The 26529-nt window shown below is 55.8% G+C and carries 22 protein-coding genes; 14 read left to right on the plus strand and 8 right to left on the minus strand.

Annotated elements, in window-relative coordinates:
• Window position 1 precedes the first annotated feature (1 nt).
• The 5 genes from IE099_RS00580 to IE099_RS00600 all read right to left on the minus strand — a co-directional run bounded on the left by IE099_RS00580 (window position 2) and on the right by IE099_RS00600 (window position 6943).
• Window positions 2-565, minus strand: a complete 564-nt coding sequence (locus IE099_RS00580; RefSeq protein ID WP_189566317.1) for a hypothetical protein — start codon at window positions 563-565, stop codon at window positions 2-4.
• A gap of 293 nt (window positions 566-858) precedes the next feature.
• Window positions 859-2682, minus strand: coding sequence for a translational GTPase TypA (typA, locus tag IE099_RS00585; RefSeq protein WP_189566319.1), 1824 nt, complete (start codon window positions 2680-2682; stop codon window positions 859-861).
• A gap of 194 nt (window positions 2683-2876) precedes the next feature.
• Entirely contained in the window at window positions 2877-4133 is a 1257-nt protein-coding gene (locus tag IE099_RS00590) for a Trx7/PDZ domain-containing (seleno)protein (RefSeq protein WP_263149136.1), read from the minus strand.
• A gap of 22 nt (window positions 4134-4155) precedes the next feature.
• The gene (locus tag IE099_RS00595) at window positions 4156-5004 is read right to left on the minus strand and encodes an EF-hand domain-containing protein (protein WP_189566324.1); all 849 of its coding nucleotides are present in this window, start codon (window positions 5002-5004) and stop codon (window positions 4156-4158) included.
• A gap of 19 nt (window positions 5005-5023) precedes the next feature.
• On the minus strand, window positions 5024-6943 hold the full coding sequence (locus IE099_RS00600; protein WP_189566326.1) for a TonB-dependent receptor domain-containing protein: 1920 nt from the start codon (window positions 6941-6943) through the stop codon (window positions 5024-5026).
• Window positions 6944-7136: 193 nt separating this feature from the next.
• On the opposite strand from IE099_RS00600, the gene IE099_RS00605 reads away from it, so the two are divergent.
• The 7 genes from IE099_RS00605 (at window position 7137) to IE099_RS00635 (ending at window position 15767) form a co-directional block, all read left to right on the plus strand.
• Complete coding sequence (locus IE099_RS00605; RefSeq protein WP_189566328.1) at window positions 7137-7961, plus strand: alpha/beta fold hydrolase; 825 nt, start codon at window positions 7137-7139, stop codon at window positions 7959-7961.
• Entirely contained in the window at window positions 7961-9052 is a 1092-nt protein-coding gene (locus tag IE099_RS00610; protein ID WP_229809350.1) for a sensor histidine kinase, read from the plus strand. The genes IE099_RS00605 and IE099_RS00610 overlap by 1 nt, the downstream gene beginning before the upstream one ends.
• A gap of 172 nt (window positions 9053-9224) precedes the next feature.
• Complete coding sequence (locus tag IE099_RS00615; protein WP_189566331.1) at window positions 9225-10832, plus strand: hypothetical protein; 1608 nt, start codon at window positions 9225-9227, stop codon at window positions 10830-10832.
• Window positions 10829-11965: a hypothetical protein gene (locus IE099_RS00620; protein WP_189566333.1), complete on the plus strand. Its 1137-nt coding sequence runs from the start codon at window positions 10829-10831 to the stop codon at window positions 11963-11965. The genes IE099_RS00615 and IE099_RS00620 overlap by 4 nt, the downstream gene beginning before the upstream one ends.
• A gap of 135 nt (window positions 11966-12100) precedes the next feature.
• Window positions 12101-13696 carry a glycine--tRNA ligase gene (locus tag IE099_RS00625; protein WP_189566335.1) on the plus strand — a complete coding sequence of 532 codons (1596 nt, stop codon included), beginning with the start codon at window positions 12101-12103 and terminating at the stop codon, window positions 13694-13696.
• 16 nt (window positions 13697-13712) lie between these two features.
• Window positions 13713-14777: an AAA family ATPase gene (locus IE099_RS00630; protein WP_189566337.1), complete on the plus strand. Its 1065-nt coding sequence runs from the start codon at window positions 13713-13715 to the stop codon at window positions 14775-14777.
• A 360-nt stretch (window positions 14778-15137) separates the two neighbouring features.
• The gene (locus tag IE099_RS00635; RefSeq protein ID WP_189566339.1) at window positions 15138-15767 is read left to right on the plus strand and encodes a metalloprotease; all 630 of its coding nucleotides are present in this window, start codon (window positions 15138-15140) and stop codon (window positions 15765-15767) included.
• Between the two features lie 3 nt (window positions 15768-15770).
• On the opposite strand, the gene IE099_RS00640 is transcribed toward IE099_RS00635, so the two are convergent.
• Together IE099_RS00640 and IE099_RS00645 are read right to left on the minus strand one after the other, a co-directional pair.
• Window positions 15771-16517: a sulfite exporter TauE/SafE family protein gene (locus IE099_RS00640; RefSeq protein ID WP_229809328.1), complete on the minus strand. Its 747-nt coding sequence runs from the start codon at window positions 16515-16517 to the stop codon at window positions 15771-15773.
• A gap of 245 nt (window positions 16518-16762) precedes the next feature.
• Window positions 16763-17179, minus strand: coding sequence for a hypothetical protein (locus tag IE099_RS00645; RefSeq protein WP_194598354.1), 417 nt, complete (start codon window positions 17177-17179; stop codon window positions 16763-16765).
• Between the two features lie 238 nt (window positions 17180-17417).
• Here IE099_RS00645 and IE099_RS00650 point away from each other — a divergent pair, with 238 nt between their 5' ends.
• The 7 genes from IE099_RS00650 (at window position 17418) to IE099_RS00680 (ending at window position 25525) form a co-directional block, all read left to right on the plus strand.
• Window positions 17418-18698, plus strand: a complete 1281-nt coding sequence (locus tag IE099_RS00650; protein ID WP_189566343.1) for an argininosuccinate synthase — start codon at window positions 17418-17420, stop codon at window positions 18696-18698.
• Between the two features lie 80 nt (window positions 18699-18778).
• The gene (locus IE099_RS00655; RefSeq protein WP_189566345.1) at window positions 18779-20338 is read left to right on the plus strand and encodes a hypothetical protein; all 1560 of its coding nucleotides are present in this window, start codon (window positions 18779-18781) and stop codon (window positions 20336-20338) included.
• A gap of 814 nt (window positions 20339-21152) precedes the next feature.
• Complete coding sequence (locus tag IE099_RS00660) at window positions 21153-23171, plus strand: multicopper oxidase domain-containing protein (RefSeq protein WP_189566354.1); 2019 nt, start codon at window positions 21153-21155, stop codon at window positions 23169-23171.
• Between the two features lie 21 nt (window positions 23172-23192).
• Window positions 23193-23486 carry a YHS domain-containing protein gene (locus tag IE099_RS00665; RefSeq protein ID WP_189566356.1) on the plus strand — a complete coding sequence of 98 codons (294 nt, stop codon included), beginning with the start codon at window positions 23193-23195 and terminating at the stop codon, window positions 23484-23486.
• Window positions 23483-23734: a YHS domain-containing protein gene (locus IE099_RS00670; RefSeq protein WP_189566358.1), complete on the plus strand. Its 252-nt coding sequence runs from the start codon at window positions 23483-23485 to the stop codon at window positions 23732-23734. Before IE099_RS00665 ends, IE099_RS00670 begins: the two co-directional genes overlap by 4 nt.
• A 72-nt stretch (window positions 23735-23806) precedes the next feature.
• Window positions 23807-24691 carry a class I SAM-dependent methyltransferase gene (locus IE099_RS00675; RefSeq protein WP_189566360.1) on the plus strand — a complete coding sequence of 295 codons (885 nt, stop codon included), beginning with the start codon at window positions 23807-23809 and terminating at the stop codon, window positions 24689-24691.
• Between the two features lie 96 nt (window positions 24692-24787).
• Window positions 24788-25525, plus strand: coding sequence for a MauE/DoxX family redox-associated membrane protein (locus IE099_RS00680; RefSeq protein WP_189566362.1), 738 nt, complete (start codon window positions 24788-24790; stop codon window positions 25523-25525).
• A gap of 18 nt (window positions 25526-25543) precedes the next feature.
• On the opposite strand, the gene IE099_RS00685 is transcribed toward IE099_RS00680, so the two are convergent.
• Window positions 25544-26521, minus strand: coding sequence for a sulfotransferase domain-containing protein (locus IE099_RS00685; protein WP_189566364.1), 978 nt, complete (start codon window positions 26519-26521; stop codon window positions 25544-25546).
• Between the last annotated feature and the right edge of the window lie 8 nt (window positions 26522-26529).

A 26529-nucleotide genomic window follows, 5' to 3' on the forward strand; every position in this document is an offset into this window, starting at 1 on the left:
GTTATTTCCAAGTGGACTTCAGGTCGTCTACGATCCCTTCCGTCCGTCGGGTGTCGAAATTCGCCTCGTCTTCCTGCGAGAGCTCATGGGCTACAGTAGCTGGAATCACCTCTGCAAAACGCATCACAAGGCGGTGATGAACAGTGATCAGACCGAGCAGGGCCTGTGAGGTATTCGATTTGCCATAGCCACTGACCTCGGTGGTGTAGAGCATCTGGAAGCCACATGAAGCAGCCTGCAAGCTCACGAAGTGGTCACGCAAAATCTTCGAGTTCTCGTGCTCCCCGATACCCGAGAAGAAACTGCTGAGGGTGGCTGTTGCTTGGGCTAAGCCGTCCGCGATCTTAGTGGTCACCTTTGGGTCGCCGTAGCGCATCCCGGAAATGTCTTCGAGGCTTTGAATGGCCCTCTCATAGTGAGCTTTGGTATCACTCAACAGATCCTGAGCCGGCTTGAAGTCGACCTTACTGTGCTCGATGGCCTCTTCGCTCGCCTTCAAGAAGGTGACGAGTTCATTATAATATCCGCGGGTGATTTCTTTCGTTTCTTCAGTTTGAGCAATCATACTGCTCCCTGTTCGCAACGACTGTTCCAGACCGAATAACCACTGATTATTAACACCTTAAGAATCTCACCCAGCCGAACCACGGTCATCTTTGGTGCAATCTGCATCCCCCGCCTTCGCCTTTTGCAAAGACTCACTCCTCCCACTTCGCACGAAAACAAATCATCGCGAACTCTCTTCTCTGCGCAAAAAAAACCTCGAAGCGAACCCTTTGGTCCGTTCCGAGGATGATTGATTAAAAAAGCTAAAGCCGGCTCTCCCGCATTGGCGGGAAGGCGCATTCAAAAGACGGTCTAGGCGTCCTTCTCTGCTTTTTCCAAACGCTTGCGCACGTTGGGATCAAGGATGCGCTTTCGGAGGCGAATGAAGTTCGGAGTCACTTCCACGAACTCATCGTTCTCGATATACTCGATGGCGCGCTCGAGGCTCATCTTGAGAGGAGGCTTGAGACCGGAGAAGTTGTCTTTACCAGCCGAGCGGTGGTTGGTCAGGTTCTTAGCCTTGACGGGGTTGACGGGCAGATCGCCGTCGCGGGAGTTCTGCCCCACAATCATGCCTTCGTAGATGTCTTCCTGGGGCCCAACGAAGAGGATGCCTCGGGTTTCGAGAGCTTCCAGAGAGTAGGCCATCGCCTTGCCCTGCGCCATGGAAACGAGAGTGCCGTTCTGACGGGTGCGGATGCGGCCAATCTCAGGGCGATACTCTTTAAAGAGGTGGGACATGACACCGTGACCGCTGGTGAGGTTCATGAGCTCGAACTCGAAGCCAATCAAACCACGGGTTGGGATGGCGACCTCGATGTAGCTCATGCTGCCGCGGGGCTCCATCACTTCGACGGTGCCCTTGCGGTTGGCGAGGGCCTGGATGACGCCGCCTTGAGTTCCTTCAGGGAGTTCCAAGTAAAGAGTCTCGTAGGGCTCCATCATCTTGCCGTCGATTTCCTTCAAAATCACGGTGGGACGGGAAACCAAAACCTCGAAGCCTTCGCGACGCATGGTCTCGGCCAAGACGGAAATCTGCATCGCTCCCCGTGCGGAGACGTTGAAGACACCCCCTTGGTCAGACTCGGACACCTCGATGGAGATGTTGGTCTTAATCTCACGAAGGAGACGGTCCCAAATAGCACGGGAAGTCACTTTCTTGCCGTCGAGTCCGGCAAAAGGACCATCGTTCACCGCGAACTGCATCTGGACAGTCGGTGGGTCAATCGCCACGAAGGGCAGAGCCTCAACATTCTCGTTCGCCACGAGAGTTTCCCCGATATCGACGTCCTCGAAGCCCGCGATGCCGACGATGTTGCCTGCTTCGCCGATGTCGGTCTCGATGTTACCCAACTTAGTGTATTCGAAAATTTTGGTAATCTTGGCCCGCTTGCGGGTGCCGTCCTTGAGAACGCGAAAGACGCTGTCGCCCTTGCGCACCACACCCGCTTGAATTTTTCCAAGCGCAACCCGGCCCACGTAGTCATCCCAGTCAATGTTGCTCACCAACATCTGGAAGTCGCCATCAGGGTCGGCGGTTGGATGAGGAACCCGCTCCGCAATCACCTCGAGCAGAGGCTCGACAGACTCCCGGGGGTCGTCGAGATCGCGGACGAAAAATCCGTTCTTGGCCGAACCGTAGACAACCGGGCTTTCAAACTGCTCTTCCGTCGCACCCAGCTCCATCAGGAGCTCGAGCACCTTGTCCTCAACAGCGAGGGGGTCGGCAGCCTCACGGTCAATCTTGTTGATAACGACGATTGGTAGAAGACCGGCTTCCAGCGCCTTGCGCAAAACGAAACGGGTCTGGGCTTGGGGACCTTCGTAGGCGTCAACGACCACGAGGACACCATCCACCATCCGCATCACACGCTCCACCTCGCCACCGAAGTCGGCGTGGCCGGGGGTGTCGACGATGTTCACGGTGTAATCTCTCCAGTTTACCGCCGTGTTCTTGGCCTTAATAGTGATGCCTTTCTCCTTCTCAAGGTCCATGGAATCCATGGCGCGCTCGGCGAGTTGTTGGTGGGCCTCGACGGCGCCACCAGCCTTGAGGAGTTCATCAACCAAGGTGGTCTTGCCATGGTCAACGTGCGCGATAATAGCCACGTTGCGGAGTGTTTCGAGAGCGCTCATATTAGATTCGGGGCGGTGTCTGCCCTGTTTTTCGGGAAAAGTCCATCTTTGCGAGCGTTGTTTTTCACTTCAACCCCTGATTCACCCCCTAATTCTGGCGTTCTCCTCCTTCAGTTCACCCGATTCCCAACCGCAATCGTCCAAGACCTCCCCACCCTCTTTGGCCCATCCGGGCTCGCGCCGGCCCTCGCTGACTATTTGCGAAACGAGAGCTGACCTGTCTTCAGAGAAAGCTTGCGCTCTTTGCCCTCCCGCAGAACTTCGAGCTCCACCTCAGCCCCAGCCTGATACCGGAGCCTGAGGTGAGTCATCACATCGCGGGTGAGTTCGTCACTCTGCTGGCCACCCACCGCCGTGATGATATCGCCCACCTTCAACTCGTGGGCCTCGTTGAACATGAGAGCCAGGCTCAGCGCGTTCACCCGCGAGGCAAAGCCCTCTTTCGGTAGGCTCAACCTAGCTTTTTCGGCCTCGTTGAGCGGAGTGGATTCGAAGTAGAGCTGCGGCTCGATGCTCCAATGCCGATGGGTCAAATCTGTCACCCACCACTCGTTCGGCAGGGTCAAATCCACCTCGACAGTCTCTCCGCCCCGCTGCACGGCGAGCGGCAGCTTCTTCGCCTTCCGATCGACTTGATCGAGATGGTATTGCAAATCAGCGAAGGTGAGCACCCGGGTCTGGTCCAGAGAAGAAATGACATCTCCGGGCTCGATCCCCGCCTCTTTCGCTACTCCGGTCGGCTCAAGAATTTCCAGCCCCTTCGGCACGTTCAGATTAAGTCCAAGGGTCCTGATATCCGGTGAGCGATACATGTCGCGCGGTTTGAAGAGTTGGCCTGCCTTTTCCAAATCAACGGCTTCATAGTCCGCGACCAAGTGGCACTCCACACAGCGGTTCTTGGCGAGGATCTCCCGATTTAGACTAACAATGTCTTTGGCAAAGAACTCTTCGACCTTCCGCTTGGGTCTTTCGGGTTGTTTGCGAAATTCGCGATGCTCTTCCAGCCCTTTCCGGAGAGCGATCTCGAAGCTCTGGAGATCCAGATAGGAACCAGCAGACGCTGCGTCCCGACCACCATAACGGAGATAAATCTCTTCGCTCGAGTTCAACACGAAGTAATAGATCGCGTTGTGCCGGTCGAAATCAAAGAGCGCGAGATTGATCTCCTCCAAATCGGTGACCCGGACCCGGACATACTGTGCCAGCTCTTTACCCACTGCTGACGTTTTGGGTGCATACACAACCTGTGTATCAAATTCACGGCCAACGCCTCATGGGGCGCACCGGAAGCACAACAGAATCGGTTTTCCCGAGCCTTTGGCCTCCGCGAGCGCCTCCTGATAACTGTAATGCCATGGCAACGCCTCCGGCTCCTCCTGCCCCAGAACAGGAGCAATTAGAGAAACCAAGACAACCGCAAGCCGCGCGATTAGACGAAAGGGACGAACCATGGTAACGAGTAAACGGGCGCGATTATTTCTTTCTCAACGAAGGAGCCATTTGCTCGCCCCCAAGCCAGTAGCTCTGCTGCCAAAGGGAGCTGGTCGGAATGCTGCCAGTTGTCGCGGAGAGCTTTTCCCACAGCTTTTCATCCAGGAAGTCTCCAACCTCCTCTTTCTCCAACACCATGTCCTCATTCTGATCGAGAGTGGATAGCTCCATCACGAAGTGGATTTGCTGCGCCTTCTGCAACATCTCAGACGCCTGATTTGCCAAGAGTTCATGCTCATCAACATAGCCATCACCATTGGAATCCTCATGCTTGAAGTGCCCCCGCTGATGCCAGTCCATCCCATCTTCTCCCACCTCACCCCGAGCGGGCACGGAGAGAGAGTATTCCTTCCCCGTCAATCTGCGATCCTGGTTTTGATCGACCAACAACCGCTCGTCGATAGCTTCGCCAATTTGTCCTTGAAGAGATTTCACCACTTCTTCGGAAGTCAGGGTGAAGTCCTTGTTGAGGTCCAATTTTTGCACGAAGGCAATGTCAGCCTTACTCATCTGTTTCAAGCGACCCGCCCGCTCCGCGGCATGATCCTCTTCTATCATCCGCTCTTCCTCGGTAAGTTCCTTTTTTTCAGAACCTGAGTCCTTGTTGTGGGCTGGATGTGGCGGCGGAGTCTGGCCAAAACCAAGGGTCCGTAGACGGGTGACCAAGTTCGCCAGATTGCTGGCTTCTCCTTCTGCCAGCTCGAGGGCGGCCTCAATATGGGTCGAGCACTCTTTTGCCACCCCGGTGACTGTCTGATGCGAGCTCGGCGCGGACTCCGCCGAAAGACCTGCGGTCAACACTCCGGCGAGAAAAATTGTTTTAGTTATCATTGAATTGTTCGATGGATTCTTAGAACTGGTAGGTGCCTCCGAGACGAAACTCGCGGCCCGGGCTGGCAAGACCAGAAGCAGTGTAGATGGTGTGATCCTGATACTGTTCGCCGAACAAGTTATCGACGTTGGCAGTCAGGCTCAGCCCTTCAAGCTGAGGCACTTCCCAGCGGAGAAAGGCGTTGACCACGGTGTAGGAATCCTTCCCGGCAATCGCAGGGAAAGCCCCGAAGGCCTCTTCGTCGACCTTTTCGCGATACTCAATATTCCCCCCAAAGGTTAGTCCTGTCCCGGCGTGGGCGTAGCTGGCCTCAGCCATCCAGCGGCGACCCGCAACGACCATTCCGATGTCATCCGGGTAGTCATATCCCTTCACCTCCGGAGAATTGTCCGTGACCGAAAGCGATGTCGAGAACCCTCCATTGCGATATCCAATCGCCAATTCATAACCTTCGTTTTCGATATCGCCATAGCTGGTGCTCCCTCCCACGGGATAAAGATAATTATCGATCGACTGCTTGAAGTAGGTGCCGCTGGCGGAGAATCCGTTGCGCGCATATTCAATCGTGAAGTCATAGTTCTCAGCTTCCTCCCCATCCAAATCCGCAGGACGGGCGGCAGGAACGAATGCCTCACGAATCCCTACCCCGCGGTAAGCTTGAGCGTATCCAGCGGTCAAAGTCAGGCCCTCCAGAGGAGTCAGTGCAAGAGAAGCATTGGGTGAGAATTGAGACGAATCGAGGCTCGTGCCGACTACATCTTCAAAGTCATAACTATCGTAGCGAGCACCCATACTGAGAGTCAGCAACTCGTTGACGGCCCAATCATTCTGAACGAAGAATCCGTAAGCCAGCTCTTCTTCAGTCGTCACTCCCGAACGATTGGAAACAACATCACTTTCCGTCCGGCGGAAGTCCACCCCATAGGTCGTGGTGTGCGCGTTTAGCCAACGGGAAGTGTTTTTCACGGTGAAGCCAAAGGAGTCAATCTCAGCCTCTTCTCCACTCGTTTCCCGCGAATAACTCTGTGTCGTGTAGTAGGTATTGACCGACAGATCCACGAGGTCATTGGTCTCGGGGCGATAACCATAGTTCAGGGTGAAAGTGTCTCGCCCGAGCTCATTGCGCTGCAAAAGCCCCAAAGGCCGACCCGAACCTGTTAAAAAGTCTTCCGAGATGTTGAGCCGGTCGTAGGCGTTCGTTTCGCTTTCGATATACTCGTAGCCAAAGTCCACCGAGTGCCCTCCATCGAAGCGACCGGAAAGCTTGAAGAGCGCGTTTTGCGAGGTGTAGTCCGTGAGGTCGACAGTGTCTCCGTTCCCATCTTCATAAGCATCCCGATCGACATAGCCTCCCGAGATCAGAACTCCCCAATCTTGCCCCAAGCGTGCCGCGAGGGTCTGCGATGCTTTGTAGCCTTCTCCATTGGAGTAATAGATCCCCTTGCTGAGACCTCCGAAGTTTTTCCCTTCTCCCAAGAAATCAAAGGCATTCTTCGTCTCGAATGCCACCGAGCCATTAAGGGCCCCCAATCCTTGCAGAGCATTGCCCGCCCCGGGGGAAACGCTGACCTGCTTGAGGAGCTCGGGCTCAACGAAGACGTTGCCAGTGTGGTGGAACAGATTCCCTTGGGTCGCCCCATCAACCGAGACATTACTCAAGTTGCTCTCGAGCCCGTTTACGAAAATTTGCTGCGCTTGCGCCCGACCTCCATTGACCGTTACCGCTGGAGTCTTTTGAAAAATATCGTTCAAGTCTGACGCCACCGTGTTCTCCAAATCTTCAGCCGAAACCGTAACTGCCGGAGCAGGCTCGGACTCCTCATCGAGAGGAACAATGGCGTCGGCAGTAACGACCGTAGGGTCCAGAACGGCCTGAGCCGAAAGGTGGGACAATGAAGCCGCGGAGACCAGGGAAACGATGTGCAGGTGATTTCTCATTGAGTAGGGCCCGAACCCTATTGCCACCGGAGCGACCGAACTAGCGGCTCGTTGCCATTAGTTTGCGCTAAATTGTGGTAGACGAGCTCTTGGTTTCCAAAGGATTCAGAAAAGGAATTCGAAGGCCCCAAACAAGTGCCCCGCGCGTTAAAAGATCTTGTTTTGCACCTCAGTTCACTCAACGCTTTCTTTAATGGGAGTTACTCCTTTGGAACGAAACAATGTGCAGCTCAACGGAGCTGGCCAACAGCCCATGATGTTTGCCCATGGCTTCGGCTGTGACCAGACGATGTGGCGCTTTCTCATCCCCTACTTCGAAGACCGCTTTCAGGTCGTGAGCTTCGACTACGTGGGATGCGGGCAATCAGACTTTTCCGAGTTTGATGCCCAGCGCTATTCCAGCTTGCAAGGCTATGCCCGCGAGGTCGTCGAAATCGCGAGAGCCGCCAATCTCAAGGACATTATCTTTGTCGGACATTCAGTCAGCAGCATGATCGGCTACCTCGCCGCCCGCATGGCTCCGGACTTGTTTTCTCACCTCATTCTCATCGTCCCTTCCGCCTGCTACATCAATGAGCCTCCCTACTACGAGGGTGGTTTCGCGAGGGAAGACTTGGAAGGCCTCTTGGATTTGATGGAAAAAAACGATCTCGGCTGGGCGGGCTTCCTCGCTCCCCTCGTAGTGCAGAACGCGGATCGTCCGGAGCTTTCGCAGGAATTGCAGGACAGCTTCTGCGCTGCCGACCCCACCATCGCGCGACGCTTCGCGGAAACCACCTTTCTCTCCGACAATCGCAAGGACCTGTCCCCCATCGATCCACCACCCCTGATCATCCAATGCCGGGACGACCGCATTGCGCCCCGGTCCGCCATCGAATTCGTCCATCAAAAACTCGATGGCAGCACGCTGGAATGCCTGCCCATCGGCGGCCACTGCCCGCATATGACCCATCCGGCGGAGACCGCAGCAGCCATTGACTCCTACCTCCGCCGGGAAAAGCTTCCCCGAACCCCGTGATGAGCGCCCTCCCCTCCATTTCCACTGGCAACCCAAGCCTCTTCGGCATCATTCGGACCGACCGCGATTGCCGCATTACCGAAATCAATCCGACTCTATCCGACTGGGCTGGGTTTGAGGCAGATGAGCTTGTTGGAAAACGATTCGACGCCCTTCTCGACGGAGCGGGCGGCCTTTACTTCGACGCCCATTGCCTGCCCAGCCTTGAGATTGGCCACCAGTTGGAGGAAATCTACCTCAGCCTGGTCACGAAAAGCGGCGAGCCACTGCCCGTCCTCATCAATGCCTGCCGTCACGGGGATACGGGGCAATGCTGGTTCGAGTTCGGTCTCGTCCGCATGAAACGCCGGGCACGCGTGGAGGACGAACTCCTCCGCACCAAGAAACTCGCCGTACAAGGCAATGAAGCCAAAGCCCGTTTTCTCGGGATGATCACCCATGAGTTGAGGAATCCCCTGCAATCAATGACCATGTCGGTCGACCTCCTCTTGGAAGGTTCGCTCGGCCCCCTCACCCCCACCCAGCGCGAACTCTTGGAAAGCTGTCAGGAGGCTGGTTCCAACCTTTCCCACCTGATCAATGACATTCTGGATTTTGCCGGTCTTCAGTCTGGAAAAGTCAGTATTCAGATCGAAACCATCTCGGCCAACGACTGCCTGACCCGCGCTGAAAGCCTTCTCAAGCCACGCATCGAGTCCTCCGAGATCAGCTTCGAGACCGAGTATCTCTCGAACGATGTGAAGCTCAATGGCGACCCCCGACGCATCCAGCAGATTCTGCTCAACCTTGTCACCAACGCCATCAAGTTCACCCCTCCTGGCGGCAAAATTACTGCCCGCCTTCTTGCGACCGAACAAACGATTTCATTCGAGGTTGAAGATACGGGATGTGGAATCGAAGAATCCAATCTCGCGAAAATTTTTGAAGCCTTTGTCCAAGTGGGAAAGAATGAAACAAGGACCATGGGGATCGGCCTCGGCCTCGCCATCAGCCGCGACCTCGCGCACGCCATGGGTGGCCGGATCGAGGTCCGCAGCACCCCCGACCTTGGCTCAGTCTTCAGCCTGATCTTTCCGCAGAGTATTCAATAACATTCCCGGACCAAAACCAGGGTCCAAGGAAATCTTTCAATCGTGAAGTAACCTCGTTTGCTTTCTTCGTTTTTTCGCCGGGATTCTCTCCGAATGAAGGATCTCTTCCTCTTTGAGCTCATTCAGAAGACTCAATTTGACAGTTCGAACCACTTAGTAAAGTCTCCCAAGAATGAATCACTGGGAGTATGTATCTTTACTAACAACTGGAGCAGCTGGTTTCCTGTTAGGCAAAGTGATTCTTCCGCCGGAACAATCTTCCGCAAAAGATTCAACCTCTACAAATCAACCGGCATCGGCGGCGAAGACACAGGGGCGCGATTCTCCCAGCCTGCTCAGCGCATTCCGCGCCGCCTACCCCGACACCATCCGCAGCCATCAGCAGAAAAGCGCCGGGACCTTTCAACGGGACGAGGAACGGAGCGCCAAGGAGGACGCCTTCATCGCAGAGATGCGCCGTCAGGTCGACGCCCTGCGACGCAGTGGCCAAGGGCCGGCCTTGGTTCAAGCACTGAGAGCGGGAGGAGGGTTCAAGGGAGACGTTCCCACCCGGGCAGATCGGACTTTCAAGCAGTCCGTAGTTTTTGCCTACTGGATGGAGGAAGACCCCGCTGATGCGTTGCAGCACTTCCACTTCGGCGGCGGAGCCTTCGTTGTCGCTGAACCTTTTTTGCTCTTTGCTGAGGACGGCGATTGGAAGTCCGTGATGCAAATTGAGGGGGCCACCAAGGAAGCAGCCAAATCCCTGACCTTGGCCCTCGCGAGGCGCAAGGGTGTCGACTTGGCTGCTCGTTTGAACGACTGGGCAGGCTGGTATGGCGAAGCATCTGGAGAATCTCTAAAATCTTCGCAAGGAACCATTGCCTATCACTTGGGAACTCACCTTGAGCTTGAGAACTCTCAAACAGTCGCCGACCAAATTGCCGACTGGCCATCGCGAACAGTTGAAGATTTTTCAAAGCAATTGACCAAGCGCCTGGCTCTCACTGAAAACCTCGCTTTCCTCCAACGGGTTGCTCAAAACGGTCAACTCTCCGAATACTACAGCGGCGTTCGGGACGAGTTAAGAAATAGCCTGCAAGCAGCCACCTGGCTACCAATTGACGAAAGGATGGAACAATGCCTTGAGATCCTCCAACAAGATAAAGGCTATCGTTCGGGATACAGCGGGGAAAAGATGCGAGCGGAGACCGAACGCGAAATCGCAGAAATGGAGGTCAGAGAGCAATTGACCTCCTCACCCGAAAGAACGGACTTCGTTTTGGGCTCCAGAGAGGCGGAGGATATCCTGCAAATCTGGCTTCAACGCGAAAAGGACTGGTCCAGCCTGCCCGAGAACATTCTGAGAGAGCGCGCCTTTGTCCTGCTCAGCGAAGAGGACTTTGGGCGAGCGCTCCCCCTGATTGAACAGCACCTTCCTCCGGAAAGAGTCGCTCGGGCCATCGGGGAAGTCGCCGGAAACGCACTCCCCTACCGATTCGAATCTGCCATCGACATGATGGAACAAGCCCCTGCCCTCCCCGGCAATCACGGCAACAACGAATTGAACTTCGCGCACCGTGCTCTACATGCCATGGACGATCGGATTTCGCCCCTCCTTCTGGCGGAGAATCTACAGGCGCGAGCCCCCAGCCTGACCGTCGACCACCTTGCCGCGACTTGGGCCGCCTGGCTACAGAAGGAAGGCGGCGATGCAGCAATAGTCTCGCAACTGGAAGGCCTCATTCATTCCCCCAAGGTTCGGAATCTTTATCAAAAAGGCAAATTGAACTTCCCATGAAGAAAGCCCTTTATCCCATTTTCTGTTTGCTGGGCTTCGCGGGCGCTTGGGTGACCCAGAAGGCCTCCCCGTCCCGCGCCAGTCTCGACGCTACAGCTCCGACGAAGTCAGCGCAAATTCGCTCGACCGCCAGTCGCGCCGAGTTCGATCCCCAAGCCTATGCCCCACGCGAATTCGAAGCCACTTGGGAGCAGATGAAGAGCGCTTCCCCTCGGGAACGAACTTCGTTTTTGAGAGAATGGAGTCGGGCCGATGGCGAGGCGGCGCTCCGTGCGGTGATCTATTCGAATCTATCGTTTCATTACGCCGACAACCTCGACCTCACCAACCAAGCCTCTTTCCTCCAGTCTGCTTTGGAAGACAAAAGCCTCGGCATGAGACGACAGCTCGTGGTGCAGCTTCTCGGGAGAATTCCAGGAGAACTGGACAGCACTTACCGATGGGAACTCCTCAGCCGGGCGGACCAGAAAACCCAGCACTACATCCTTACATCTCTGACAAAGGACAAAGCCAATCTAAGCTTGGCCGCCTTTGAAAAACTCGAATCCGGGCAAGCCCGCAAGACCGCCCGCTGGGACTTCGTCAGTCGCCTGCTCGATGCGAAAGAAGATAAAAAACTGCACACGGAAATCTCCAGTCAGACCGATCCCGAAGCAAGACAACATCTCGTGGAAGCACTCGCCAGCGCCAAGCTCAGCTCTCCCTCTCGGATTCGCGAACACCTCGCAAACCTTCCTCCCGAAATCTATCACGAAGCCGTCGCAGCCTCGACCCGCAACCTCCCCACGCATCGTCCGGCAGACAGGATGCTCGCTTTTCTTTCGGCCTATGTCGAAGGGGGCCATTGGTCAGCCTTCGAAGACCTCGACTATCACAAATACCATTTTCCCCTGACCGATCCGAAAGCACGCGAATGGGCTCTCACCTTGCCTGCAGACGAGGGCGCCGATCAGGCGGTGAGAGGAATCGCGGGGGCGCTCTTTCGAGAAAGTCTTTCCCAGGGCCAATCTTGGTTAAAGGAACTGCCCGAGGGCTGGCATCGTCAACAAGCTCTCCAAGAGTTCATTGAGGTCGCGAAGGCGCGGAGCAAAGTGGAGGAAGCCAATTGGGCCGCGCAAGAACTGGCTCCCTAACTCCAATGCCCCTCCTCTCCGTCCCGCGAATTGTCCCCAATAGTCCAGCGGAACAATCCCCGCCCGACCCTCACCTGCTCCTTGCTTTCTATTGGAGTCCCTGCTTGACTCCGCGTCCCTAAAAACAAGCAAACTATGGCCAACAAAGACCAAACCGATCCCGTCCGCATGGAAAAAATCGTGTCCCTCTGCAAGCGCAAGGGCTTCATCTTCCAATCCGGCGAGCTCTACGGGGGCCTGAACGGTTGCTGGGATCTCGGTCCTCTCGGCACCGAGCTGAAGCGCAATGTGAAGGAGATGTGGTGGCGTCGCCACGTGCAGGAGCGCGATGATGTTCTCGGCATGGACGGCTCCATCCTGACCCATCAGGAGGTCTTGAAAGCGTCCGGCCACGTCGGCGGATTCTCCGACCCGATGTCCGATTGCCTTCTTTCCAAAGCCCGTCTGCGCGCCGACCAAATCGAGCCCCAGTCCGGCACCGCTTATCACTTTACCGGAGCCAAGCACGAGGAAAGCGGCTGGTCCGTCGAGCGCCCCTACTCCGTGCTGCTCAATCAGCCGAACCAAGACGAGAACAAGGCCCGCAAGACCGCGCGCGAGTATTACTCCCAGTTCCTCTCCGACAAACAGATCTCTCCCAAGAAGCTCGAGCTCCTTGGCGAAACCACTAGCGAGGAAAAAGACGTCACCAACTACAACCCGGAGAACGGCTCCCTCCTGACCGAACCCCGCGAGTTCGAGCTCATGTTCAAGACCTACATGGGTGCCTCCGCCGAGGACGGCGACCCCTCGGCCCTGGCTTACCTCCGCCCGGAAACCGCGCAGTCCATCTTCGTGCAATACAAGAACGTGATGGACTCCAACCGCGTGAAGCTGCCCTTCGGCATCGCGCAGATTGGTAAGTCTTTCCGCAACGAGATCAATCCCCGCAACTACATCTTCCGCAGCCGCGAGTTCGAGCAGATGGAGATCGAATACTTCTGCCACCCCAGCGACGGCCTGCGCCTGACCGACGAGTGGTTGGAGAACCGCCTCGCCTGGTATGAAGAGGTCGGCATCCCCCGGGAGAAGCTGCACATCCTCGACATTCCGGACGGCGAGCGCGCGCACTACTCGCAGAAGACCTACGACATCGAGTATGAGTTCCCCTTCGGAATTCAGGAGCTCGAAGGGGTGGCCTATCGCGGTGACTACGACCTCGGCAAGCACAAGGAAGCCTCCGGCAAGCCTTTGGAATACTTCGACCAGGAGACCAAGGAAAAGTTTATCCCCCACGTCGTGGAGCCCTCCGCAGGTTGCGACCGCACCGTGCTGGCCCTCCTTTGCGAAGCCTTCGACGAAGAAGACCTCACCAAAGAAGGCGGCAAGCCCGACATTCGCACCGTGATGCACTTTTCACCCAAAGTGGCTCCCGTGAAAGCCGCGGTCTTCCCCCTTCTCAAGAAAAACGACGAACAAGTCCGCATCGCCAAAGAGATCCAGAAGGAGCTCCAGCAATGGATGAACGTCGACTATGATGACGGGGGCGCAGTGGGCCGTCGCTATCGCCGTCAGGATGAGATCGGAACCCCCTTCTGCATCACCGTCGACTTCGAGACCCTCGGTGAGGGCGAGGGAGATGATGCCGCCGACCTGAAGGGCACCGTCACCATCCGCGAGCGGGACTCCATGGAGCAAACCCGCATCGCCATCGACGATGTCCTCGCCTACCTGCTGAAGCGGATTCGCTAGGCGGCTCTTTTTTCCCATGCTCTACAGCCTCTCCATCAAGGGCTACCGCTCCTTGCTTGATCTCTCGATCAAGCTGGGGCCCTTGACGGTGATTCAAGGCTCCAATGGGGTGGGAAAGTCCAACCTCTACAAGGCTCTTCACCTCTTCTCGTCGCTGGCCAATGGGTCCTTTCCCCAAACCATCGCGGCTGAGGGTGGCACCCCGAGTTGCTTCTGGGCCGCCCCCACGCCCGGTCCACGCAAGCCCAAGACTATTTCCCTGGGAGTGCGCTCGGCGCTCTTTGACTGGAATGTTGTCTTCGGACTGGTTCCCACCACCCCGGGCGATCCCACATTCTTCCGAACTGACCCCGACGTCAAAAAGGAATCCCTCCGCGGCGAGACCGGCACCCATACCCGGGCGGCCTGGAGCCGGGAAATCCCGCATACGGAATCGTTCCTCTCCTTCATTCGCGATGCTCCCAACTACCCGGAGCTCGCCACCGCGCGCGAGGACATCCTCTCCTGGCGCTTCTACGAGGGCTTTCGCTCCGACGATCAGTCCCCCTTGCGGAGCCCTTCGCCCCGATTTTGGTCGCCGGTGCTTCACCCCGACGGCTCCAACCTCGCCGCGGCTTTGCAGACCATCCGCGAGTATTCCTTTCCGCACCGGCTGGAGGAAATCGTCGCCCTCGCCTTTCCCGAGCACCGCTTGGAGATCTCCGACGAGAACGAGTCCGTCCTCTCCCTCGAATGGTGGCACCCCGATCTCAAGCGCCCCTTGGCCGCGCACGAACTGTCCGACGGCACCCTCCGCTTTCTAGCGCTCACCGCAGCCCTACTAGCGCCCAAGGCGCCTTCCCTGCTGGTTCTCAATGAGCCCGAGAACAGTCTCAATCCCTCCCTTTATCCAGCCCTCATCCAATTGATCAGTTGGGCAAACGAGGCCTCCCAAGTCCTCGTCATCACCCACTCCGAAGACTTGGCGAGCCTGCTGCAGGACGAACAAGAGGCTCTGGTCCACCAACTGGTCCTGAAGGATGGAGCCACTCGCCTGGCGGAAGACGCCGATGCCAAGCGGGTCTGGAACTTCGAAGATTAGGATACTGCCGGCCCACGGATAAGTCTCTCCGTGGAGCATTTTCATTAAATTGATTCACGAAAAACGGCTATTTCACCTCAGAGCCGCAAGACGCTTTAAAAAAGTAGTGAAATCGACGATCTCGAACACCTCAAATGCCGTGTAATCATTATTTTTATAAAAATAGGATTGCCGAAAATTAAGATTCTGTAAAACTTCATGCATGACGCCAAAAAAGCAGTCCGAGAATCCACTGGAGATTCTGTTCTTTGTAGTGATGACAGTGACCTTGCTGATCACTCCATTTTTGATGGGTTAGCCAAGCTGTCATGACGGCGTCTAGCTCTGTCCTTCCTGAGCCAGCGAGATTACCCTCCGTCCATGTTTCGTTTTCGCCTCTTCGGCATCCCCGTAACGGTTCTTCCTTGGTTTTGGATCACCCTTGCCATCATTGGCTCCCAGACGGTTCACGGCTTTAGTGATTTATTCCGCATTGTTCTCTTCGTCCTTGCCGGCTTCATCTCCGTTCTCGTGCATGAGTTGGGCCATGCGCTCACTATCAAGAAATTCGGAGCTCCCACCGAGATTGTCCTCCAGGCTTTCGGAGGGTTCGCCACCTACCCTCCCAACCGGTTCAATCGCCTACAGGATTTCCTCCTCACCGCCGCCGGGCCAGCCATTCAGATCGTCCTTGGACTCGTCATTTTTCTGCTGATCCGGACTGTTGATTTGCCCGATTCAATGGGACTCTACTTTTTGAAAGTCCTCTCGGGGATCAGCCTCTTCTGGGCCTTTATCAATCTCGTCCCCGTCTTTCCCCTCGACGGAGGACAGTTGCTCAATGCGATGCTTGGGCCTAAGAATAAGAAGATTACCCACATCACCGGCATCATCGTCGCGATTGCACTGGGGCTGCTGGCGCTGAAGTTCGGCTTCATCTTTGCCACCTTCTTCATGGGCTACTTCGCCTACCTCAACTTCCAGATTCTTCAGGGTCCTGGTCGAGTTTAGCTCTCACGAGGAAAAGAAGAGCAATTTGCTTCCCGCCAAGAGGGCAAATGCGAGCACGATGCGCTCGAACCACACCTGCGACACCCGCACCAACATCCACTTCCCAGCCCAAACGCCGAGGAAAATGAAGGGAACGAGCTTGAGGTTGAACAGCAGGGATTCCGAGGTGGTCATCCCCAACCCTCCCGTGAAGGGGAGTTTGATGAGATTTACCAAAAGGAAAAATCGCACTCCAATACCGACCAACTCCATCTTCGGAATTCGGCGGGAGATGAGAAAGAGCTGAAAAACGGGACCCGCCGCATTGGCCACCATAGTGGCAAAGCCGGCAAAGACACCCGCCGCCGCTCCATAGCCCTTGGACTCCGCGAAAATGGCGAACGACTCCGGGCGCGATTTTCTCACGAGCTGAAGCGCCGCCATCGTCAGAATAATCAAACCGATTAGCGGCTTGGCCAGGCTCTCCGACATGACATCCAGCAAAAAGAAACCCGCGGTCATCCCAATCAGGGCCGGCCACAACAATTTCCAAACCGGAGGCCAACTCCCGTGCTTGCGATAGGCGGGAAAAACCATCAAATCGGCAACAATCAACATGGGCAAAAGAATCCCCACCGAGGATTTCCCAAACAATTCAGCCATCAGATAGACCTGAATGACCCCCACTCCCCCAAAACCCGCTTTGGAAACCCCCACCGAGAGAGCCGCCAGAATCGCCATGGCCCACGCCGCCGCCGTCAAATCGAACACAGGGGGCTTCTAGAAAACGAATCGTCGACTGTCGCTTCTAAAAAGCAAGAAGGAGGCCGGCTCCCGCCAGCCTCCCCCCTGTTGTTGGATGCCTTGCAACTTTACATTCCCACGAGCAAAGAAGACGCCCAAAAAATCCTCCAATACCTCATATAACGATTTTTAGAACGAATGGTTACACCAAAAGCTTAACTTTTTTTCGAAAAGAGGGCCTGCCCCTTCGCTGACGACAGAAAGAACGGTCCTCAAAGCACCATTTCCAAAGCATTGACAAAGAAGGGTCCCACGACGACCCCACCCCAGAAAATCGCCAAAGCCCAAACCGAAGGTCCCGTATCACCACCAGTGAGGTGGTCACAAACAAAGAGGAGAAGGTGGCTGACCATCACCGCCAGCGCCCCGAGAAGGAACATCGTAGTCTCCAGGCCTGCCACCCCATTGGTGAAATCCAGCCCCATCGCCATCAACCCCCAGCGAATCCAAATCATCGCCACCACCACAATCATGGACCAAAAGGACCCCCACCCGAGGTTCCGCCCCAAGCGACGGTTTCTCTCCGTCGTCGAGCTCAAAGCTCCGCCCAGTCCCAGACGAGTCACCGGCTTCAGCTTCGAGCCGGACTCTTTCACCGGGGTTAACCTGTCGTCCCATATTTTTCTCACTAGCATGCAGACTTTATATCCTCACCCACAGAGGGCCCGCTGTTACAAGCGGAGGCTCTTTTTCTAAATGGCAATTCCCCTCAAACGATTCGGTACAAAAAAGACAATCAGACTGAGCTTGAGCACCAATCCCGACACAACGAGCCCGAAAGAGCTCTTAGAACAAAGGGTGGGAAAATTGGGTGCCCGAAAATTTCGCGTGATTCTCGGGGCGGATTCCCCTATTCCCGTCCCACACATGAAGATCGTTGTCGCATACTCCGGAGGTCTCGATACCTCAGTTCTCCTCAAATGGCTCAAGGACAAATATTCCGCCGAGATCATCGCCTACTGTGCTGACGTGGGGCAGGATGACGAGTTGGATGGCTTGGAAGAAAAAGCCCTCACCACCGGAGCCTCCAAGTGCTACATCGGCGACCTCAAGGAAGACTTTGCCGCCAACTACATCTACCCGATGTTCCGCGCCAACGCCCTTTACGAAGGCCGCTACCTCCTCGGCACCTCCATCGCCCGTCCTTGTATTTCCAAGGGAATGGTCGACGTGGCTCTCAAAGAAGGAGCCGACGCCATCGCCCACGGGGCAACCGGCAAAGGCAACGACCAGGTCCGCTTCGAGCTTTCCGTCGCCGCTCTCGCTCCTCAAATCAAGATGATCGCACCTTGGCGCGACGACTCTTTCCGCAAGGACTTCCCCGGCCGCGCCGAGATGATCGCTTACTCCGAGGCCAACGGCATTCCCATCAAGGCTTCCATGAAAAAGCCCTACTCGATGGACCGCAACCTTCTCCACATCTCCTACGAAGCCGGTGCCCTCGAGGACACTTGGTATGACGGCACCACCGACGCCGACAAGGACATGTATACCCTCTCGGTCTCTCCCGAAGACGCACCCGACAAGCCGCAGTATCTCCAGCTTCTCTTCGAAAAAGGCGATGTTGTCGGCCTCAAGACGGACGGACTCGACGAGGTCATTGCCAAGCTCGGTGATGTTACCGCGACCGGCGAGGCTGATGGCTACACTCTCCTCAATCCCTACGGCGTGATGCGGGTCCTCAACTTCCTCGGTGGAGCGCACGGCATTGGCCGCATCGACATTGTGGAAAACCGCTTTGTCGGTATGAAGTCCCGCGGCATCTACGAGACCCCCGGTGGCACCATCCTGCTTGCCGCTCACCAAGACCTCGAGACCCTCGTCATCGACCGCGAAGCCCAGCACGTGCGCGACAGCTTGATTCCCAAATATGCCCAGCTCGTCTACAACGGCTTCTGGTTCGCCCCCGAGCGCGAAGCCATTCAGGCCCTCGTCGATAGCACGCAGGAGAAAGTCTCCGGCGAAGTGCGGGTGAAGCTCTACAAAGGCAACATCATCAACGCCGGACGCCGCAGCGTGCACACCCTCTACGACGAAGCGGTTGCCACTATGGAAGGCGGACAAGAAGAAGCCTACAACCAGAACGACGCCACCGGCTTCATCGCCCTCAACGCCCTCCGTCTGAAGGCCAACGCGCGCCAGAAGTAGTCGCCCAAACCAATCCTTTCCCCAGCCCCCTTCCCTCTCGGAAGCGGGGCTTTTTTGTGCAACCCTTTCTTCCTCGCCGCATGAGACGTCGCCTCAACAAAGCTATCTGGTTCCTCGTTCACAAGCTTCCCTGGAAACCCATCTTGATCTGGGGCCCTTGGATCTTGGTTCTCCTCGTTTTGACCTTCTACGGGATCGAAAACTGGCGGGGCCAACGCGCGCTCAACAAAGCTCTGGCACTTGCGAAGAAACAAGAGCTCTCGTTGAGATGGGAGGATTACAATCCCATAAAAATCCCAGACGAATACAACCTCGCAAAAAGCTCAATCTTTGACGGCTATCGAGATAACAACGACCTTAAAAGTATCATCTCCCTCGCGAAAAAGGGCATCGCACCTGCGGAAGTCAGCACCAACCGAAGCGACTTTCGTAAGCCTAAGGCTCGCGCGCTTTTGACCTCAAAAGTCGACATCCGACTGTGGCTCGCTCCCTCAGTCAGGCCAAAAACAGAAAGAGAGGCCGCCGAAAAGCTGGATGCCTTGTTTCCCAAGCGAAAAGACTTTCTAGACCAGCTCCACGCCGAGACAGAATTCAAAACCATCGTCCTCCAAGCCAGTCCCAAACAGTTTTCTTCACCTCTGGACACGACATTTTCCGACCTGATGCGAGGTTATTCGATCTCTCAAATTTGCGAAGAAGACGCTCGGTTGGCCCGTGCCCAAGGTGATGTCGATCGGGCTCTATCACGGATCGAAATTAACAACGCCTTTCTCAATCAAAAAGCGCCGAATCTCCTCGTCCCTCGGCTCATCGCCGGGTCAATCGCTGAGTACAACATCGAAATCGCAGCCCTCATCCTCCGCTCGGGAGAAGCGAACTCATCGCAAATCAATCGGCTTCATCGTCTGCTTGAATTCTCACTTGTCGAAGACATTGATCGCGTACTGCTCGGAGAACTCTCCTATAGCCTTGCCACAAGCGAAGAGGCGCTCAAAGACCGTCAACTGCTCAACACAAGCATTCCACTGTCCACCACCTTCGCGGCTACTACTTCTGGAACGACTCCTTCCAAGTGGGAAGAAGCCTTACAAAAGTCATTCGACTTCTCTCTTCGCAGAATCCCCTCGGGATGGCTTCGCCGATCAATGGCACAAGATATTGAGCGAGCGGTTGAACAAGTCGAAGGACTCAATATGGTTCACACCGAAGACCGTATTCTTTTTAGTCAACGTATTGAGCGAGCTCCCACAAAGGCAACCTTAGCTCATCAACTTCTCGGACAAGCTTCCGAGGACACTTGGAAAAAGGCCTTGGTAAAACTCCATATGAGCGACGGAAGGCGACAACTCATGCAAGTCGCAGCACGCTTGGAACTTCACAGGTTGGAACACGGTAAATACCCTCTCGCCCTGGACGAATTGGGTTCCACTCCCCTTGATTTTTTCTCAGGCAAAGCCCTTCGCTACGAATTAAAGGCTGACGGAACTCCACACTTGTGGTCGCTTGGACCGGATCAGACTGATGACCACGGTCTCCCAATACAACTGAACATCAATGACGCTAAGGGCGATCTCGTCTGGATGCTCACCCCCATCCCCGGTCTTACCGAAGCTGACTGGCGAAGAGCCACCGATAATTAGATATTGAAACCAATTCCACTGCGCGAATTTCAAAAACCACTGGAATAAGGATCTACCCTGAACTATCCTATTGCCGCAATGAGCATCGTTCACACACTCCTCACCTTCCTCATGGCCTTCTTGGTCGGGAATCCGGTGTGCTGTTGTGCGTCGCTCTTGCCGGAGCCGGAGCAGCCCTTCGGGAAGGAAGTCTCCAGTTGTTGTGGTTCTCCATCGAAGGAGTTGCCAAGCGATAAGGTGCCTGCAAAACCGCACCAATGTCCATGTGCGGAAAAGCCATCGGAAATACCCAATACCGACGTAGCCATTCCACCGGCTCCAGCCGATGAGGTTGCTCCCCCTCAGAAACTCGAACAGCTTGCGGTGACTTTCCCTCGTGGTCCGACCTTCCAGTTCCAACCTTCGAAATCTCTCTTTGCCCCTCCGCCGCCCGCGCGGCTACTCTTTCAGGTCTTCCGCCTTTGATGGAAAACGTTTCCCGCCGAGCCGCTATTGCCCCGGGAAACAACCACCGATGCCGCTCCTGTTTTGACGGTCATCAGGTTCCTCCACGCCCATCAGAATCTTGATAGCGTTTCTCTCACCGCCGATTCGACGCTGCTGATCCAGCTCTGTCGAAAAAGCGTAGGTCCGATCCCTCCCGATCCTCCTGCCCAATAAATCGGGCAGGCTATGGAACGGATCGATTGTGAGAGAAACCAGCACGAGCGTGGCCCTCTCAACTCATCAACTCGAATCGTCGCGTGCCCAGTTCCCGCCGATCTCGATCTTCTTCCAGCCATCTTCATGGCTCCAACTGAACACCCACTTTCTCATGAAAAATTTAATCCTTCTCATTCTCCTAGCGGGTCCCCTTGCAGGCAAAATTGTCGAATACGACCTTACGATATCAGAAACCACTCTTTCTCCTGCGGGAAAGGAGCGGACCGCGCTCACCATCAACGGAGGCATCCCAGGGCCCACCCTCCGCTTCCGCGAAGGTGACACCGCACGCATCACCGTTCACAACGACCTCCCCAAGGAGGAAACCTCCCTGCACTGGCACGGCCTTCTCGTCCCTAACGCCATGGACGGAGTCCCCTATCTGACCACTCCGCCCATTCCTGCTGGAGGCGAGCGAGTCTTCGAATTCCCCCTCACCCACGCCGGCACCTATTGGTATCACTCCCACACCGGCCTCCAGGAACAACGGGGAATCTACGGCTCCATCGTCATCACGCCCCGTGGAGGCGAGTCCGTGAAGGCCGACCGGGACTACGTGCTCGTTCTCTCCGATTGGACCAACGAAAACCCCAAGGAAGTGATGCGAACTCTGATGCGGGGCTCGGAGTACTATGCGATTAAGAAGGGTAACGCCCAATCACTGGTCGGGGCTTGGCAAGCGGGAGCCCTCGGCGATTACATCCAGCGGGAAAAGACGCGCATGCCCCCCATGGACCTGTCCGACGTCTACTACGATGCCTTTCTCATCAATGGCCAAGCAAGCAGCCGGCTTCCCGCTCGGCCCGGAGAAACGATCCGGCTGCGCCTCATCAATGCCGGAGCCTCCACTTACTTCTACGCTCACTCCGCCACCGGCCCCCTGACCATCGTGGCCGCGGACGGTCCCGAGGTGCAACCGACCCCAGTCAATCGCCTGCTCATCGGGATGGCCGAAACCTACGACGTGCTCATCAAGATACCCGAATCTGGCTCTTGGGAATTCCGCGCCACGGCTCAAGACAACTCGGGACACGCTTCCGTCTTTTTGGGTTCCGGGCCCGAGCAATTCGCAACGCCCATCCCGGCCCCCAACCTCTACTCCATGGACCACATGATGGAGGCCGCCATGGATTCCATGGAAGACATGAACGGCGGGATGGACTCCATGTCTTCCCCCGAAGGCGAAAGACCCAATGCTCCCTACCGTCAGCTCAAGGCCCGCACTTCAACCGCGCTCCCCTCGTCCGCTCCGGTGAGGGAGATCGAGCTCCACCTCACTGGCGACATGACCCGATACCTCTGGTCCTTCAATGGAAAGACATTAGCCGAGGATTCCACCATCCCCGTGAGGCATGGGGAGGTGCTGCGCATCAAGCTCATCAACGACACCATGATGCACCATCCCCTGCATTTGCACGGACACTTTTTCCGCCTGCTCAATGGGGCCGGCAACCGCTCTCCCCTCAAGCACACCGTCGACCTTCCTCCGATGGGCAGCCAGACCATTGAATTCCTCGCCAATGAGAAGGGCGACTGGTTCTTCCACTGTCACCTCCTCTATCACATGGACGCCGGAATGGCGCGGGTCTTTTCCTATGAAAAAGCGACCAATCCCGAGCACGAACCCGCCCTCGACCCCAAGCTCATTAACCCGACTTTCTTCATCACGGAAGGCATGCTCCTCAACAACCACACCATGGGCATGGCAATGTTCATGCGGGGGCGGGAAGACTTCGGGCTCCGCTGGGACTATGGATTCGAACACGAGGAATACGAGGCCGACCTCTTCTGGGCGCACTACTTCGACCCCAATCTCACCGCTGGCATCGGCTACCGCTTCACGAATCAACACGAAGCAGAAGATCGCTTCTTTGCCGAAGTGGACTACCGCCTGCCCTATCTCATCGACAGCAGTCTCGCGCTCGATAGCGAGGGTGATCTGCGGGTCGGTTTGGGGAAAGAGTTCCAGGTGACCGACCGACTCTCTCTCTTCGCAGAACTCGAATACGACACCAATACCGAACTCGAGTCGAGTGCAGGCGCCTCCTACCTGCTCAATAAACAATTCTCTCTCACTAGCTCCTATCACTCCGAACACGGTTTCGGAGCCGGGCTCTCCTTCCGATTCTAACCTCACAACCTAACAAAAACAATGAACATAATCAAACGAACAACCCTCCTCCTGATTGTCGGCCTCAGCCTTCCGGCTCTGGCGGATTCTAAAGAGAAAAAAGAGGAACTCACCCCCTACCCCCTCACGGTCTGCATCGTCTCCGATGAGACCTTGGGCGAAATGGGAAAGCCTCAACACCTACAATACGACGGCCAAATCTACTCCTTCTGCTGCAAGCCCTGCACCAAAGAATTCAAAGAGAACCCTAAGAAATTCGCCAAGAAACTGGCCAAGGAAATTGCCAAACAAAACAAAGAAACTAAAAAATCATGAAAAGAAACACCTTCTTCCGCGGCTTGGCCGCCTCCATCGCATCCCTCATCCTCGCTTCCTGCGCAGCTACCGCACCGGGAGTGAAGCCCTATCCGAGCGACAAATGCATCGTCACCGGAAACAAGCTGGGCTCCATGGGACCACCGGTCACCAAAGTCTATCAGGGACAAGAGGTGAAGTTCTGCTGTCAGCCGTGCGCCAACAAGTTTGACGCCAACCCCGAGAAGTATCTCTCGAAACTCAACTAATCCAAGAGACTCCTGCCCGGCCCGCTTCCCCAGTGAAGCGGGCCGGTTTCTTCCAAACTCTTTCTCAAAGCAATGCCACTTCACATCGACAACTGCGTCCGGCGCACTCTCCAGGATTTCCCGTGGAAACGTCGCGCACGATTCTTTCTCGGCCGAATCTTGTTGTCTCTCTTCCCCGAGCGAGGACGCAAGGTTGCGGCCCATCCTTTCGCTGACAATCTCAGCCCCATTGACAAAATTCTCCGCAACGGTCTCTACGCGCGGGCCTTTCTCGAAAATGACTTCGTCACCTTGCGCCACTACCTCGCCAACTATTGGAAAGAACAAGCCCACCACTTTCATGCCGATTGGGACGACCGCTTTGACCGCATGTTCGTCGCACACGACCAGGTCATTGCCGTCCCTCTGCAAGCCATTCTCACGAAACAGTCTCCAGGTCCCCATCCGCCGGAACTCTACGAAATCGGTTGCGGTGGAGGCCAGGTGCTCGACTACCTCTCGGAACATCTCCCCCAGATCTCCCGCTTCTATGGCGTCGACCTCAGCTCAGAACAAATTGCTCAGAACAAAAAATCCTTTGCGGAAAATAAGCAACTCTCCTTCGTCGCGGCCGATGCCATGAAATGGATTCCGGAAAACGCGAAACCTAACAGCGTCCTTCTCAGCAACGGTGGAGTCTTTGAATACTTTTTGGAATCCGAACTCCACACTCTCTTCACCTGCCTCGCATCCCTGAATGGTCCCACCACCATCGCCCTAGTAGAAACCTTTGGGGCCGATCATAACTTAGCGACTGAAAGGAACAGCCTCGTCTACGGACGAGAACTGTCCTTCTCCCACAACTACCCGGAGCTCCTCAAAAGTGCGGGCTATACCATCTTCCACCAAACCGAAAGAACAGGTTTTGATGAAGACGGCGGGGGCCGTTGGATTCGATTAGTCGCGCATAAACATTAAGAGAAATCACGATCCTTCCCTTTTTGACAACAAAGAAGTCAGCGCAAGAGTGCTGTACCGCCGAAAAACCAAGCTAACTCGAACCAAAAGAAGACAATGAAAAAGAAAGCAACTATCTACCGCATGGTCACCCCCGACCACCTTTGCCCTTGGGGGCTCAAGGCCATGGACATCTTGAAACGAAACGATTTCGAGATTGAAGACCACCACCTCGAATCCCAAGAAGCCAACCAGCGTTACAAAGACGAGAATGGCTATTCCGAAACGCCGCAAATCTTCATCGAAGGAGAGCGCATCGGAGGCTACGACGACCTCCGCGAACACCTCGGCATGGAGCCTGAGGAAACGGAGGGGAAAACCTATCAGCCGGTCATCGCCATCTTTGCGGTGACCTTTCTGATGGCAATCACCACGACTCTGGCCATGACAGGCGGGCTCGAGATTCTTCGCATTGCGGAGCTCTTCATCGCCTTCAGTATGTGCGTGCTGGCGATCACCAAGCTGCAGGACCTCTCGTCCTTTTCCACCATGTTTCTCAACTACGATTTGCTGGCGCGCAAGTTCGTCCCCTACGCCTACGTCTATCCCTTTGTGGAAGCGGGTGCAGGCATTCTCATGATTGCAGGGCTCTTCACTTGGGTGGCGGCTCCGGCGGCTTTGTTCATCGCCACCATCGGTGCCATCTCCGTCTTCAAGGCGGTCTACATCGACAAGCGCGAACTGGAATGCGCCTGCACCGGAGGCGGTAGCGGAGTCCCGCTGGGCTTCACCTCTCTCACCGAGAACCTAATGATGATGGCGATGGCCATCTGGATGATGGTAAAGGCGCTCTAGGTGCCCCAAAGCACGAAATCAATGATGATGATGGTCGTGATCATGCTCCGAGCGCGGGAAGCGGGGTTCGTTCCAGTGGCTCAGGTCGCGGCCTAACAACTTGCCCAATTTGGCGACTTCGGGCTCGAATTCTTCCAAGAGTTCCTCTTCCAGAATGGAGTCGATTTTCTTATCGGACATGGGAGCGAAAATCTTGTCGGTGAAGCGTCGGTATTTTGCCTCCAGCGATTTGTGGAAAAACTTCTTCAAGCCCTTCCCACCCGGCATCCGGTCCATCACGCGACCCACCGCCAAATCAAAGTGATGAGTCCCTCGCAAGGTGGGAGAATCGTTCTCGCGGGAGACCTCCAGTTCGACCGACGAGTCGACTCCGAGGAAGTTTAACAGTCCTTTCAAAAAGGTCTGGGGCTCTTTTTCGAAATCCTCGCGCAATCCCACAAAGACATTCTCCCTCCCAAAGACCTGGTAGTAGCGCTCCACCTGCTCTGAAAAACGAGCCGCCTCCCGATATTGCAAGCAGCCCGCAAAGGCAGGCCGGCGGGGAAGGTTCTTTCCTTCCTTCCGGTCCTCTTCCATGGCCAAGGCTTCCCCGAAGCTCACTTTATCTTCGTAAGCATAGCGCAGGAGATCGTGGTGCCAGGAGCGCATCCAAGTGACTGGCGGACGAAGCATGATTACAATCTTCGCATTGGGCTCGAACTCCTTGATCCGGGCTGGCGCTTCTTTGGAATAAATTTTCCACGCCGTGGCTGTCCCGCAAACCGCCCCCTCGGGAGCCTCTTCGAAAAGCTTCAGGTAATCATCGTCGTTCACGACCCGCAACCACTCGGCAATCCCCAAATCTCCGCAGAAATGAAAGGGCTCCTTGTGCAACCAATAGCGAGCGGGGTCTTCGGAGTGGGGCATGAAGATGCCCGGATGCTGGCGGAGGCATTCGTAGAGGGCCGTGGTCCCGCACTTGGCGGCACCGACGAGAAAGAAAGTTGGGCGATTCATTGCGTGGG

It is taken from the genome of Roseibacillus persicicus, assembly GCF_014651675.1.
GTDB classification, from domain to species: domain Bacteria; phylum Verrucomicrobiota; class Verrucomicrobiia; order Verrucomicrobiales; family Akkermansiaceae; genus Roseibacillus; species Roseibacillus persicicus.